The sequence below is a fragment of the Alteromonas sp. CyTr2 genome (genome assembly GCF_947311905.1).
Lineage (GTDB): Bacteria > Pseudomonadota > Gammaproteobacteria > Enterobacterales > Alteromonadaceae > Alteromonas > Alteromonas macleodii.
Genome location: NZ_CAMZMZ010000017.1, coordinates 73,635 through 86,201 on the forward strand (window position 1 = coordinate 73,635; position 12,567 = coordinate 86,201).

A 12,567-nucleotide genomic window follows, 5' to 3' on the forward strand; every position below is an offset into this window, starting at 1 on the left:
TGTTTAATGTGCGGTAGTCTATTGCAGCGATTCTTTTGGGTAGCGCTATGAGTAAAGCACCATATCGTCACGGTGAATGGCAACATCCGTTGTTTCATAACCTAACACACTGGCAATTTCTTTCGACTTTTTCCCTTTTATAAGCGTTAAGTCTTTTGCGTTATATAAGCAAAGCCCCTTGGCAATAACTTCGCCTTGGCACACCACTTCAACAGCGTCGCCTTGTTCAAACAAACCGGCGACATCAACAATACCCGATGGCAGTAATGACGCGCCTTTTCGCACTAACGCCTCTTTCGCACCGCTATCAACTTCTATTCTGCCAGCGGTTTTTAGAGTATGGGTAAGCCACAGTCTGCGCGCGCTGGCGGGAGTGCTACTAGCATTGAATAGGGTTCCTGGCACTTTACCTTCAAGCAATGCATCGAAGGTTTCGCCTTTTCGCCCGTTTACAATAAGAGTTTGAATACCGCTACTGGTGCACTTGTCTGCCGCTTCAATTTTTGTGCGCATGCCGCCAGTTCCTACCGCAGTTCCAGCGCCGCCGGCAAGGCCGTAAATAGTGCTGTCTATTTTATCTACCTGTGGAATGAGTGTGGCGCTGGCGTCTTTTCTTGGGTCTGCGGTAAATAAACCGTCGATATCTGAGCAGATAATGAGGGTGTCTGCTTGGGCGACCAGAGCGGTGTAAGCACCCAAGTTATCGTTATCACCCACTTTGAGTTCGTTGACAGCTACGGTGTCGTTTTCATTCACAATAGGTAACGCATTGTGATTCAAAATTTCGCGCAAGGTATTTTTGATATTTACGTAGCGGGTTCTATCGCGCAGATCATCCGCCGTTAACAATACTTGTGCACAGGGAAAGTCGAAAAAGCGCTGCCAGTTGGCCATCATTAAATTCTGGCCAATCGCAGCCATGGCTTGTTTTTCTGCAATAGATGCGTTGTGACGAACCTTCACTTTGCTGCGGCCCGCGGCAACACTGCCAGAAGAGACAAGAATAATCTCTTTGCCAGCTTCGCGACTAGCAGTAATAAATCGAGCAAGAGACAGTAAATAACGCCCACTACACTCATTGCCTTCAGGAGCAATAAGCGCACTGCCAACTTTTATAACGGCACGTTGCCAATTAAAACGGTTCATAGGGGGAAGAAAAAAGAAAACAAGAGCTTAAGAATACGACAGTTAAAGCGCGAAACAAAACGATCTGTTACAGTTTTTTTGCGTTAAAACATGGTTAGTTTACGGTCAAAAAATTGGATTGTGACCGGCATACTTATATACTAGGCGGTGTTATCTTATAACAATTCTAACTTACAAGTTGCAAGGAACCTGCATGAGCACCGCAAAACGACACTTTTTCTGGCTAGCGCCAGTGTTGTCTATGCTGATTTCTCTTCCTAGTACCGCCGCTATTAAACAAACTAAAGGCGATTTCGAAGATAAATTCCGTCAGCTGGACGAAGTTCTCCCTACTCCAAACGTATACCGTAACGCCGCTGGTGAGCCAGGCCACCAATATTGGCAACAACAAGTAGATTACGATATTGACGTAAAGCTACTTGAAGACAAACGCCGCATTGAAGCAAGCGAAACCATTACTTACCACAACAACGCGCCAGATACGCTTAAGTACTTGTGGATCCAGCTTGACCAAAACAAATTCCGCGACGATTCAATGTCTGCGCTTACTACCACGTTTGGCGGTATCGGTAACCGCGGGCCGGGTACGCAAGCTGCTAGCGGCGATGCGCCAGCTAAGCTAAGCATGGGTGCATTGCGCCGTCAGCAGTTTGTTGACGACAACGAGCTGGGCTATACCATTTCTCGTGTTGAAGACAAAGCGGGCAATGACTTACGTCACACAGTAGTTGGCACCTTAATGCGTGTTGACTTGGCTCAACCGTTGAAGCCAGGCAGCAAAGTTACGTTCGATATTGATTTTGCGTTTAACATTGTAGAAGAAGACGCTGTTTCAGCACGTGCAGGTTACGAGCACTTCCCAGATGACGAACGTGAAGGTGGTAACGACATCTTCTTGCTAGCACAGTGGTTCCCTCGTCTAGCGGCTTACACAGACTACGAAGCATGGACCAATAAAGAGTTTATTGGCCGTGGCGAGTTCACGCTAGAGTTCGGTAACTACGAAGTAGATATTACGGTTCCGGCTGACCACATCGTATCGTCAACGGGTGTGCTTCAAAACCCGAAAGACGTGTTAACTAAAACACAGCGCGACCGTCTGAAAAAGGCAGAAAAAGCTGACCGTATCGTATTCATTGTTTCACCAGAAGAAGCAATTGAGAACGAAAAAGAAGGCACGACTAAGCTTAAAACCTGGACCTTTAAGGCAGAAAACGTACGTGACTTTGCATGGGCCTCTTCGCGTAAATTTGCGTGGGATGCGCGTGGTTATCAGCAAGGCGGTGACACTCAACCATTGGTAATGGCCATGTCTTTCTACCCGAAAGAAGGTGGCGAGCTATGGCAGAAGTATTCTACAGAATCAATCATCCACACCATGGATGTTTATAGCCGCTTTAGCTTCGATTACCCATACCCAGTAGCCCAATCAGTAAATGGTCCAGTTGGCGGCATGGAATACCCCATGATCACCTTCAACGGCCCGCGTACAGAGCTTCGTGACGATGGTTCACGCACGTACTCGCTTGCTGAGAAACGTTTCCTTATTGGCGTGGTTATTCACGAAGTAGGTCATATCTATTTCCCTATGACAGTTAACTCTGACGAGCGCCAGTGGACATGGATGGATGAAGGTCTGAACAGCTTCCTAGACGGCGTTGCCGGTCGCGAGTGGGATCCTACGATCCCTTGGGGCGTTGAGCCACGTGATATCACTGGCTACATGAAGTCTCAGACGCAGGTGCCAATTATGACCCAGTCTGACTCAGTACTTCGCCTTGGCCCAAATGCCTATACCAAGCCTGCAGTAGCGCTTAACATTCTTCGCGAAACTATTCTTGGCCGTGAGCTGTTTGATTTCGCGTTTAAAGAGTACGCGCAGCGTTGGATGTTTAAACGTCCTACACCATCAGATTTCTTCCGCACTATGGAAGAGGCGTCAGGCGTTGACCTAGACTGGTTCTGGCGTGGTTGGTTTTACACCACAGACCATGTAGATATTAGCCTAGACAGCGTATACAAGCTTCGTTTAGACACTGAAGATCCAGATATCGATTTTGCTCGCGAGCGCGAAGCAGAAATGGAAAAACCGAAGTCACTTACCGACCTTCGTAATAAAGAAGAAGGCAAAAAGCTTTGGGTAGATCGCTTTGAAGATATCAGTGACTTCTACGACGAAAACGATCGTTACACCGTAACTAACAAAGAGCGTAACAAGTACAAGAAATTCTTGAAAGATCTTGAGCCTTGGGAGCGTAAAGCGTTTGAGCGTGCGGTGAAAGAAGACAAAAACTACTACGTGCTAGATTTCAGCAACAAGGGTGGGTTGGTGATGCCAATCATTCTTGAACTAACGTTTGAAGACGGCACGAAAGAAGAAATGCGTATTCCTGCGGAAATCTGGCGTCGTACACCTAAAGCCGTAAGCAAGCTTATTGTTACCGACAAAGACAAAGAGCTGGTAAGCGTAACCGTTGATCCGCACTGGGAAACCGCAGACGTAGATGTGGAAAATAACCACTACCCGCGCCGTATCATTCCTTCGCGTATTGAAGCGTATAAGAATAAGCCGCGTAACACTTACGAGTACCGCGACCTTATGCACGACTCAAAGACCGAACTGAAAACCGACGACGAGGACAAAGATGACGAATAAGTTGTCTTTGGCTCGCTTGCAGCAGAGCGCGCATGCTCTGCTTGCAAGCGTAAGTGCATTCGCAATTACGGCTACGCTATTAGTTAGCGCAATGTCGTACAGCACTGCAGCCCAAGCGCATCAAATAAAAGCAGCGATTACCACGGTACTGTTCAATCCTAGAACAGAAAATATTGAGGTGATGCACCGCTTTAATTTGCACGACGCTGAACACGCGGTTAAGGCGCTGTTCGACAAGCACGCAGATATTATGGACGACATAGAAACGCAGCAACAATTCGCTGATTACGTCGCCCACCACTTTGCGATTTTAAATGCGGCAGGCGAGCCATTAGAGCTTGCTGATGTAGGTTTTGAAGTTGAAGGTAAACACTTTTGGGTTTATCAGGAAACTGCTGAGCCGCCTGTACTTGAAGGCATTAAAATTCGCCATGATGCATTGCGTGACTTGTGGCCAAAACAAGTGAATACGCTAAATGTAGAAGGCAAGGGTGATATCAAAACCCTGACCTTTGCTGATAGCGTAAATTTGCTGGAAGTAAGCTTCAAAGGCCAAAATAGCGACCATCACTAATACCTAACGGTATAAGTTTGTGAAAGCCCACCCGCATTCCTTGTCAAACGGCAGTGATTGCGGGTGGGCTTTTTTGTTTACGTGCTTCACGGTGTTCTTGTAGATAATGGATGCCTACCTCAGCTTTTGCCCCCTCTAATTCGAATAGGGAAAATCAAATATCTAAAACACGTTTTCTAATTGTCGTGTGAGACCGAAGTCGTATAGTCATCTTGGCATGCATGCTCTACCTTAACTATGGACAAACAGTTACTAAATTCAGTTAATGAGGTACATCATGACCCATAGCGCTGCATCACCGTTGCCTTCACAGGTCAAGAAACCCCAATCAAGAAGTGAGCGTAGTGCACGAAAACTACGTGCATCCAAAGCAGCTCAGTGCGCTGTTCAAGCAGAAGATGCGCAGCAAATGCAAGATGCCGATGCAAAGAACGTCAAACAAAACAATGCGTTTGCTGATAAGAAAAATATCATGTGGGTGCTGTTAAGTGGCGCAATGGCGCTAACCTTTGTCGTCATGCTGTTTTTGCCAGATACAGGGATGGGCGGCGGCCTTGTTTCCACCTATTCTGCCATGCTTTGGTGTGGCTTTTTTGGTGCAGCACTTTGGCGTTATAGAGCGAGAAGTGGCTGGGCTGGGTTTGCTTATGGAAGCGTTGTTGGACTAGTGATTCAATTTATTTCACAGATAATCTAGCACACAGTGTTTATACAATTGCCTTGTACAACTTGCCTAGTTAGAAACCGCTGAGCGACTAGGAACGGTAAGTACACATTTCTTTTAAGTACATTATGGGCAATCTAAACGGCGCTTTTAAATCAGACTTCTGTTTAAACAGAAGTCTTATCCGTTGATCGCCCTGTTGGCAACCTCACTTCCTAAACATTAAGTCCTGTTGATCTTTGATGTACAGCAATGGTCAACAGATCCTCAATGACTTTGAGCTGGAAACCCGATCCAGACGTTTTGTCCGACAGTATAATTTATAAACTCTAGTTACTTTTTTAGGTTATGTTTAGCCAATAACAAACCAAACGTTCCCCTTCGTCTTTAATAAAACTGAGTGAGCCTATGGCAGAGAAGCCCAATAAATCCGCTGAATCACCAACCCGTTCTAGTAGAGCGGTACCGTCGTCGCGTTTATCGCGCATAGGCCGCTTGGGCTCATTGGCAGGTAGAATTGCAGGTAACGTAGTATCACAAGGTGCAGGGCAACTGTTAAAGGGCGAGAAGCCCGCGTTGTCTTCGCTGCTCTTAACGCCCAAAAACATTTCAAACATTGCAGATCAGCTTGCCAGTATGCGCGGTGCAGCTATGAAGCTCGGGCAGCTTATTTCAATGGATGCAGGAGATTTTCTCCCCGAAGAACTTGCGGTAATTTTAGGGCGATTACGGGACGACGCTGACCCGATGCCAAAAGACCAGTTAATTGCCACGTTGAATCAGTCTTGGGGCGAAAAATGGCAGCATGACTTACTTTACTTTTCCTTTGCCCCTATAGCTGCGGCCTCTATTGGTCAGGTGCATAAAGTCATTACGATGGACGGTCGGATGTTAGCAGTAAAAGTGCAGTATCCTGGTGTGAAAAAAAGCATAGATAGCGATGTAGACAACGTAGCTACACTTATAAAACTCACTGGCTTGGTACCCAAATCATTAGATATCAACCCGCTTTTACAAGAGGCTAAAGCACAGCTTCACCAAGAAGCTGATTATGTGCGAGAAGCTGACATGCTCAACCGTTATCGCGCGTTGGTTGAAAGCACCGACATCCAAAGCAAGGGAAATAATGCGTTTGTCATTCCGCAAACCTTTGCTCCCCTTACCACCAGTACCGTGTTAGCGATGGATTTCATAGAGGCGCAAGACTTAGATGCGCTATTAAACGAGCCTCAGGACGTCCGAGATGCCGTGATGACGGCGCTAATGACTTTATTTTTTAATGAAATTTTTCATTTTAAGCTGCTGCAGAGCGACCCTAACTTAGCCAACTACCAGTTTAAACCCGATACAAAAGAAATCGTTCTGTTAGATTTTGGTGCTACACGGGATGTGCCTGACGCCATTTCAGCCCAGTATCAAGCGTTACTCAACAGCGCCGCAGCCAACGATAGAGCGATGATGCAGCAAGCCGCGTTTCGCATAGGATTAATTGACGAAAGCCACTCTCAAACGCAAGTCGACGCCGTCATAAACATTGGTATGGAGGCGTGTGAAGCGATTCGCTGCGAGGGCGCTTATGACTTTGGACAAAGCGATCTTATTGCAAGGCTTCACGAAAAGGGAATGGCGCTGACTATGGAGCACAATTTTTGGCACGCGCCGCCAGTAGATGCCCTGTTTATACACAGGAAGCTAGGTGGCTTATTTCTGTTGGCTAAACGATTGAAAGCTAAAGTAGATATGCGAAAGGCTGCAGGTACATGGCTGAATCTATAACCTGCACTTCGTTGGTGTGTTAAGCGAGTAAGAAACTACTTATTACGCAGCTTATATATCGTTTAAATCGGTTTTGCGGTGCTGTGCCATGTTTTACTGTGAAAACGTTGCGCTGCGACCTTACTGAACTCAAATAGGACCCACTTCAAGAGCCTATAGCACTCGTACAACAGTCTAGTAAGGCAAATCCATGCTGAACGGTAACGCCATCTGCTCTTTACTTTTTGGCGGGTTGCCAATCATTTCATCGTAAGGCGTATCGTGCTTCATCACCGCCTGCTGAACATGACAATGCGCGAAGGCTTCGCGAATGTGGCCGGCACTAAAAAAACGCATGGGCTTATCTTTGTTGTCGTAAAGCATGCCACTTTGACTGCCGATAGTGAGATAAACCAGGTAAACATTCATCTCATACGACTGAACTTCCAGATAATCTATCGCGGTTGGCGACTCTTCAGTATCTCGAAAATAGAACTTCTGCATTTTTCTACCTCATGAACCAAGTATGCACCTTGCACGCCCTATATTCTTATTTAATGATGGAAGTTAGGGCTAAAAAGCAGAATATATACGTTAGGCAAGGTGCTCAGGTTCATTAGATAGATCTAGCGGAGGTCGATGGTTTTTAAACCGTACTGCATTTGCCAACACCAGTAAGGATGCAAGAGAGCAGGCACTGTATAGGAACGCCGCCGTTCCCATTCCAGAAGCAATCCATAGTAATGGAAATACCAGCAACCTAGGGCCTTCAACAGCTAAAGCGACTTTCGCTTTGGACAGTATAAAGCCATTTTGTATACTCATAACAATGACAGTCGCTACAGCAATGATCTGATGCTTAGTTGACAAGTTATTGATATTTAAAAGGAGATAAAGCATTACTCCCAGCATGATTAGATGCTGCATAACACTGTAGCGTTTTACTGCTCGGTGTAATTTAGGGTGATACTGTCTAAACTTACTCACGCTAATTATCCTATAAGGGCACATTTAAGTTGAAACGGGGTCGTGAGGCTCGAAATATTCATTAATTATTATAGATAACAACGAGCTAGCATTTGCTTTTCAATGACTAATCAACACATTAGTACACAAACCCAATTTGTTAAACATTTGTTTTAAAATTATTTTTGCATTTACATAATATCGAATGTGAATGAGAAGAAAAAATGAGGGTTTTCCACTAAATTTGTATAAAAAGAAATCGGAAAGTGACTTTTTTACGTTAAAAAGTGTTCAAAATAAGGAATTTACAATCTAAGGGAACATTTCTCTTGATTGATTTTCTAAATTTGGGTGTTATCTCTGGTAGTATTACCAAAAGGATAGTTTTGTAGCGGAGTCATTATGAGCGAATCGTCGGAAAAGAAATCGTTAGGCCCACACTTTATCATTGTAGGCATCCTTCTTGTTGTTATTCTGGCTGTTGTGTTTTGGCCCAGCGACGATGAGCCTGAGCCTGTAGTTACTCCTGAGCCCGAAGTGACTGAACCTGAAGTGACTACGCCAGAAGAGCCTGAAGTATTTGAGCCTACTCAGCCCGCCCCAACAGTAGAGCTTGAAGAAAAAGACGAGGTTGAGCCGCTTCCTGAGCCAGTTGAACCAGAACCGGAACCTCTGGATACCAGCGATCCTGCGGTGAAAGCTTCACTTATTGAGAGTTCGTCTGCGAGCGAAGAAACCGTTAACCGCATGCTGGTTGACGAAGGTCTAATTCAACGCTTTGTGGTGTCGGTTACGAATCTAGCAAATGATGAAATGGCGCCTAATCACCAGTTACTAACGCCACCTGAGCAGAACTTCCGCGTATACTCTCAAGCAGGCAAGCAATGGATTGATGCTGCAAGCTATAAACGTTATACACCATACGTAGATATGTTGGAGTCATTCAATAACGAAGCACTGCTTAACATATACGGTATTTATAAAGACGACATTCAGGCGAAGTACGCCGAAATTGGAAGCCCTGACCAAGACTTCAACAGCGTATTACTAGAAGCGATTGATCAGCTTCTTGATACACCTGAAGTGCCGGTTCCTGTAGAGGTTTATACCGACTCGGTCGCCTACAAGTATGCTGATGATCGTCTAGAGAGTTTAAACGAGCCACAGAAACAACTTCTTCGTACTGGCCCAGATAACATGCGTCGCATAAAGGCAAAGCTACGCGAACTGAAAGTATTGGTTGAAGAGCGTGGATCTAACTAGATTTCAGCAGCAGCTTAAGGGCACGTCGTCAAAAGCGCGCCCTTTACCTCCTGTTGAACAATGGAACCCCGATTTTTGCGGTGACATTAATCTAACTATAGCGCTTGATGGAAGATGGTTTTATGAAGGCAGTCCTATTGGGCGCGCAAGCTTGGTTCAGCTTTTTGCTTCGGTGTTAAAGCGGGAAGGTGACAAGTACTTCTTAGTTACTCCCGTAGAGAAAGTAGGCATTACCGTTGAAGACACACCTTTTCTTGTAACTCAATGGCATAGGGAAGAGGGTGAATCAGCGAGTGATAACACCTATGTGTTTACCACACAAACAGGCGACATCGTAAGGTTAGAGCGTGCTGATCAGCTCGAACTTCGCGTTCCGCCTAAAGCCATACAAGATCCAGAGGCAACGCCCATTCCCTACCTATGCGTTCGCAGAAACTTGTGGGCAAGACTACATCAAAATGCCTATTATCAACTGCTTGAACAAGCTGATGAAAAACCGGATGAAGCCGGCACGCAATTTAGTATTCAGTCAAACGGCATCATCTTTATTTTAGGTGAAGTAAGCAACTAGCCTACTTTGTTGCTTCTGTCTCTTCGAACATATCAAAACGTAATTCATCTTCAATAAAGCACCGTTAACAGCGCTTTGTTTTGCGTTATACCTCTGACTGCATTACATTCGATATAGTCTATAAAACAATCAACAAGAAGACCTATATCATGAAAAAGCCTCTGATTACGCTGGCTGTTGCCAGTGCCTTACTCTCATCGCCCTTTTCCACTGTAGCCGACACGCTGATTCATGCAGGAAAAGTGTTTACTGGCACATCAAACTCTCTTCAGGAAAATGTGACTATTGTTGTTGAAGACAACAAGATCAAAGCAGTAAAGAAGGGGTTTGCTGAAGCCCAAGAAGGCGATACTGTCATCGACTTGAAGACGTCAACCGTTATGCCTGGTCTGATGGACATGCATGTTCATTTGTCTTCTCAACATGGTGGGCCTCAAACGTATCTGGAGCGCTTTTCACTAAATGAAGCCGACTATGCATTACGAGCAGCGAACTACGCTAAGATTACGTTAGATTCGGGCTTCACCACGGTTCGCAACTTAGGGGATGGTTACAACGAAACCGTTGCGCTAAGGAACGCTATTAGTAAAGGCTATGCAACAGGCCCGCGTATTTATACCGTTGCTAAATCTATTGCTACTACAGGCGGACACGCCGATCCAAGTAATGGCTTATCTCATTTACTTCGCCCAGACGTAGGCCCTAAGCAAGGTGTGGTTAATGGCGAAGCTGAAGCCCGTGAAGCAGTAAGAACTCGTTACCAAGATGGCGCGGACTTGATCAAAATTACGGCAACCGGCGGTGTATTAAGCGTTGCCAAAAGCGGCCAAAACCCGCAGTTTATGACCGATGAACTAGAAGCAATTGTTGAAACGGCAAAAGACTACGGTATGACAGTAGCAGTGCATGCTCATGGGAAAGAAGGCATGAAGCGGGCTATTGAAGCCGGTGTAGATTCTATCGAACACGGCACTTATATGGATGACGAAATCCGCAAATTAATGAAGAAGCACGGCACCTACTATGTACCAACAATACTGGCAGGAAAGTTTGTAGCAGACAAAGCCAAAATTGATGGCTTCTTTCCGGAATTGGTGCGCCCGAAAGCTGCCGCTATCGGCCCGCTTATCCAAAATACGTTTGAACAAGCGCATAAAGCAGGCGTAAAAATTGCTTTTGGTACAGACAGTGGTGTATCAGCCCACGGCGACAATGCGCAAGAGTTTTCATTAATGGTTGAAGCTGGTATGAAGCCTGCCGACGCGCTGCTAAGTGCCACCGTGAATAGCGCGAATTTACTAGGTATCAGCGATATTCTTGGCACGCTGGAAGAGGGTAAGTTGGCTGATATTGTTGCGGTTCAAGGCAACCCGCTTGACGATATATCGCTTATGGAAAGCGTGTCTTTTGTGATGAAAGACGGAGTTGTTTACAAGCAGTAGAGAAAATAAAGTGGTAGGGATTACATGGAACTAGGTAAAAAGGTTAAGCACAAAACCAAAAAACTTGTCGATTCTAAGCATATGTTAAAGGGCATCACTCTTGCCTCATTTTTAGAATCAACCATTGTTCCCATACCACTAGAAGCCGTAATGGTGCCACTAATGCAAGCAAGACGAGAGTCGCTTTGGCAAATTGCATTGATGGCCACCATAGGCTGCGTGATTGGCGCAGTCTTCGGCTATGCTCTTGGCTATTATCTTTTCGATATGGTTGGTCAGTGGCTTATAGATACTTTTTTCAGCCAGGAACAATTTGATAATGTTAAACAGCAGATGCAAAACCAAGGTTTTTGGTTCGTAATGACCTTAGGTATTGCCCCTATCCCTTTTCAGGTTGCGATGCTTGCAGCAGGTGCAACCCAATACTCACTTCCGCTTTTTCTTTTAGCTACTGTTATTGCACGTTCAATTCGCTATTTCGGACTCGCAGCCGTGGTCTATTACGCAGGAGACAAAGCTGAGCAGCTCATTAAGCGCTACAAAATGAAAGCGGTTATTGCTATCACAGTTGCAGTGCTTCTTTTATGGTGGCTTTCAAATTTAATCAGCCAATAAGCTTGCCTGTACTAGTGACTCAAAGCACTTAATAGGCGAGACAAACGATGCCGTTGGTTCACGACAACGTAAATATCAAATCAACCCAATAGATTTTTTGAACTTTACATTTGATAATGATTCTTATTTGCACTAATGTAATAAAAAACAGGAGGTGCTTATATGAATGTTCAGCGGCTATGCCCAGTTTACAAAAAGTGGCTACAGCTAAACCCTTCAAACGCGCGACAGCATCGCTATGCTATGCAAGCGCAGACGCAACAGGCTCATCAACAGGGTAAATTGGATTATGCGAGAGAATTAGGTTACCAGACCTTTGAGGCCGCAAAGGTTATCCTTAATGCGCTTCAGCCTACCTCTTTGCAGAAAGTCAGTGTAGTTCAAGAAGACGTACTCGCTTTTTCCACTATGGGAATGTACTTATCATCTCTGCTTGCCGAAGAACATAGGAAGCGAGAATCTCACGCTATTTTACAAGAATGTCAGCAACAGCTTATTGCCATATTACCCCTGCATGCCACCAATCCTTCTATATGCAGGCTAATCGCGGCCATTCAGCATACCCTTGAGCAAACCTATGTCCCCCAAGCAAGCAAACGACTCGCTTCTGTGGCAGTGCATTAAATACTTTAGATAAAAGGAGATAGTTATGGCGTCGAAACAAATTTCAAGCGAAGACGGCTTTGTCTCATTAAACGTTAGAGCTTCTGTACTTCAAAAAATGCTTAATGGTGAAGTGCTACACATGACAGATATTCACTGTACCTGTTCGCGAAGCAAGCAGGTTTTGAAGCAACTTTTATTGCAGGCTGCTAGCGGCCGCGAATAGAAACAGTAACATCGAGTAGGGTGAGGCGTCACCGCCTCATCCCTCTCACAGAACCGTACATACGGGCCTCGTATACGGCTCATGTA

Annotated in this window: 13 protein-coding genes; 10 read left to right on the forward strand and 3 right to left on the reverse strand. The window is 45.3% G+C overall.

Annotated features, from left to right (window positions below):
• Positions 1 to 45: 45 nt before the first annotated feature.
• Positions 46 to 1,146 (reverse strand): glutamate 5-kinase, encoded by a 1,101-nt coding sequence (gene proB, locus QME20_RS10925; RefSeq protein ID WP_281715923.1) that lies wholly within the window; start codon positions 1,144 to 1,146, stop codon positions 46 to 48.
• Between the two features lie 193 nt (positions 1,147 to 1,339).
• Between proB and QME20_RS10930 the strand changes: the two genes are divergently transcribed.
• The 4 genes from QME20_RS10930 (at position 1,340) to QME20_RS10945 (ending at position 6,816) form a co-directional block, all read left to right on the forward strand.
• Positions 1,340 to 3,802 (forward strand): M1 family aminopeptidase, encoded by a 2,463-nt coding sequence (locus tag QME20_RS10930; protein WP_014980757.1) that lies wholly within the window; start codon positions 1,340 to 1,342, stop codon positions 3,800 to 3,802.
• Positions 3,792 to 4,376: a DUF6702 family protein gene (locus QME20_RS10935; protein ID WP_281715924.1), complete on the forward strand. Its 585-nt coding sequence runs from the start codon at positions 3,792 to 3,794 to the stop codon at positions 4,374 to 4,376. The genes QME20_RS10930 and QME20_RS10935 overlap by 11 nt, the downstream gene beginning before the upstream one ends.
• Positions 4,377 to 4,653: 277 nt before the next feature.
• Positions 4,654 to 5,073 carry a hypothetical protein gene (locus QME20_RS10940; protein WP_281715925.1) on the forward strand — a complete coding sequence of 140 codons (420 nt, stop codon included), beginning with the start codon at positions 4,654 to 4,656 and terminating at the stop codon, positions 5,071 to 5,073.
• Between the two features lie 375 nt (positions 5,074 to 5,448).
• Positions 5,449 to 6,816 (forward strand): AarF/ABC1/UbiB kinase family protein, encoded by a 1,368-nt coding sequence (locus tag QME20_RS10945; RefSeq protein ID WP_281715926.1) that lies wholly within the window; start codon positions 5,449 to 5,451, stop codon positions 6,814 to 6,816.
• Positions 6,817 to 6,990: 174 nt separating this feature from the next.
• Here the strand turns inward: QME20_RS10945 and QME20_RS10950 are convergent, their stop codons facing one another.
• Entirely contained in the window at positions 6,991 to 7,299 is a 309-nt protein-coding gene (locus tag QME20_RS10950) for a DUF6482 family protein (RefSeq protein ID WP_281715927.1), read from the reverse strand.
• 90 nt (positions 7,300 to 7,389) lie between these two features.
• Positions 7,390 to 7,782: a hypothetical protein gene (locus QME20_RS10955; RefSeq protein WP_014951423.1), complete on the reverse strand. Its 393-nt coding sequence runs from the start codon at positions 7,780 to 7,782 to the stop codon at positions 7,390 to 7,392.
• A gap of 381 nt (positions 7,783 to 8,163) precedes the next feature.
• On the opposite strand from QME20_RS10955, the gene QME20_RS10960 reads away from it, so the two are divergent.
• The 6 genes from QME20_RS10960 to QME20_RS10985 all read left to right on the forward strand — a co-directional run bounded on the left by QME20_RS10960 (position 8,164) and on the right by QME20_RS10985 (position 12,481).
• Positions 8,164 to 9,024, forward strand: a complete 861-nt coding sequence (locus tag QME20_RS10960) for a DUF3014 domain-containing protein (RefSeq protein WP_014977825.1) — start codon at positions 8,164 to 8,166, stop codon at positions 9,022 to 9,024.
• Positions 9,011 to 9,595 carry a DUF1285 domain-containing protein gene (locus tag QME20_RS10965; RefSeq protein ID WP_014951425.1) on the forward strand — a complete coding sequence of 195 codons (585 nt, stop codon included), beginning with the start codon at positions 9,011 to 9,013 and terminating at the stop codon, positions 9,593 to 9,595. The genes QME20_RS10960 and QME20_RS10965 overlap by 14 nt, the downstream gene beginning before the upstream one ends.
• 149 nt (positions 9,596 to 9,744) lie before the next feature.
• Positions 9,745 to 11,037, forward strand: a complete 1,293-nt coding sequence (locus QME20_RS10970; RefSeq protein WP_014951426.1) for an amidohydrolase family protein — start codon at positions 9,745 to 9,747, stop codon at positions 11,035 to 11,037.
• 24 nt (positions 11,038 to 11,061) lie between these two features.
• A complete protein-coding gene (locus QME20_RS10975; RefSeq protein ID WP_014951427.1) occupies positions 11,062 to 11,652 on the forward strand; it encodes a VTT domain-containing protein in 591 nt (196 codons plus the stop codon).
• Positions 11,653 to 11,814: 162 nt separating this feature from the next.
• Positions 11,815 to 12,276, forward strand: coding sequence for a hypothetical protein (locus tag QME20_RS10980; RefSeq protein WP_061486861.1), 462 nt, complete (start codon positions 11,815 to 11,817; stop codon positions 12,274 to 12,276).
• A gap of 25 nt (positions 12,277 to 12,301) precedes the next feature.
• Positions 12,302 to 12,481, forward strand: coding sequence for a hypothetical protein (locus QME20_RS10985; protein ID WP_014951429.1), 180 nt, complete (start codon positions 12,302 to 12,304; stop codon positions 12,479 to 12,481).
• The last annotated feature ends 86 nt before the right edge of the window (positions 12,482 to 12,567 follow it).

Bases quoted from the DNA above. Each gene is read 5' to 3' on its own strand.
- proB (WP_281715923.1), bottom strand. From the start codon at position 1,146: ATGAACCGTTTTAATTGGCAACGTGCCGTTATAAAAGTTGGCAGTGCG.
- QME20_RS10930 (WP_014980757.1), top strand. From the start codon at position 1,340: ATGAGCACCGCAAAACGACACTTTTTCTGGCTAGCGCCAGTGTTGTCT.
- QME20_RS10935 (WP_281715924.1), top strand. From the start codon at position 3,792: ATGACGAATAAGTTGTCTTTGGCTCGCTTGCAGCAGAGCGCGCATGCT.
- QME20_RS10940 (WP_281715925.1), top strand. From the start codon at position 4,654: ATGACCCATAGCGCTGCATCACCGTTGCCTTCACAGGTCAAGAAACCC.
- QME20_RS10945 (WP_281715926.1), top strand. From the start codon at position 5,449: ATGGCAGAGAAGCCCAATAAATCCGCTGAATCACCAACCCGTTCTAGT.
- QME20_RS10950 (WP_281715927.1), bottom strand. From the start codon at position 7,299: ATGCAGAAGTTCTATTTTCGAGATACTGAAGAGTCGCCAACCGCGATA.
- QME20_RS10960 (WP_014977825.1), top strand. From the start codon at position 8,164: ATGAGCGAATCGTCGGAAAAGAAATCGTTAGGCCCACACTTTATCATT.
- QME20_RS10970 (WP_014951426.1), top strand. From the start codon at position 9,745: ATGAAAAAGCCTCTGATTACGCTGGCTGTTGCCAGTGCCTTACTCTCA.
- QME20_RS10975 (WP_014951427.1), top strand. From the start codon at position 11,062: ATGGAACTAGGTAAAAAGGTTAAGCACAAAACCAAAAAACTTGTCGAT.
- QME20_RS10980 (WP_061486861.1), top strand. From the start codon at position 11,815: ATGAATGTTCAGCGGCTATGCCCAGTTTACAAAAAGTGGCTACAGCTA.
- QME20_RS10985 (WP_014951429.1), top strand. From the start codon at position 12,302: ATGGCGTCGAAACAAATTTCAAGCGAAGACGGCTTTGTCTCATTAAAC.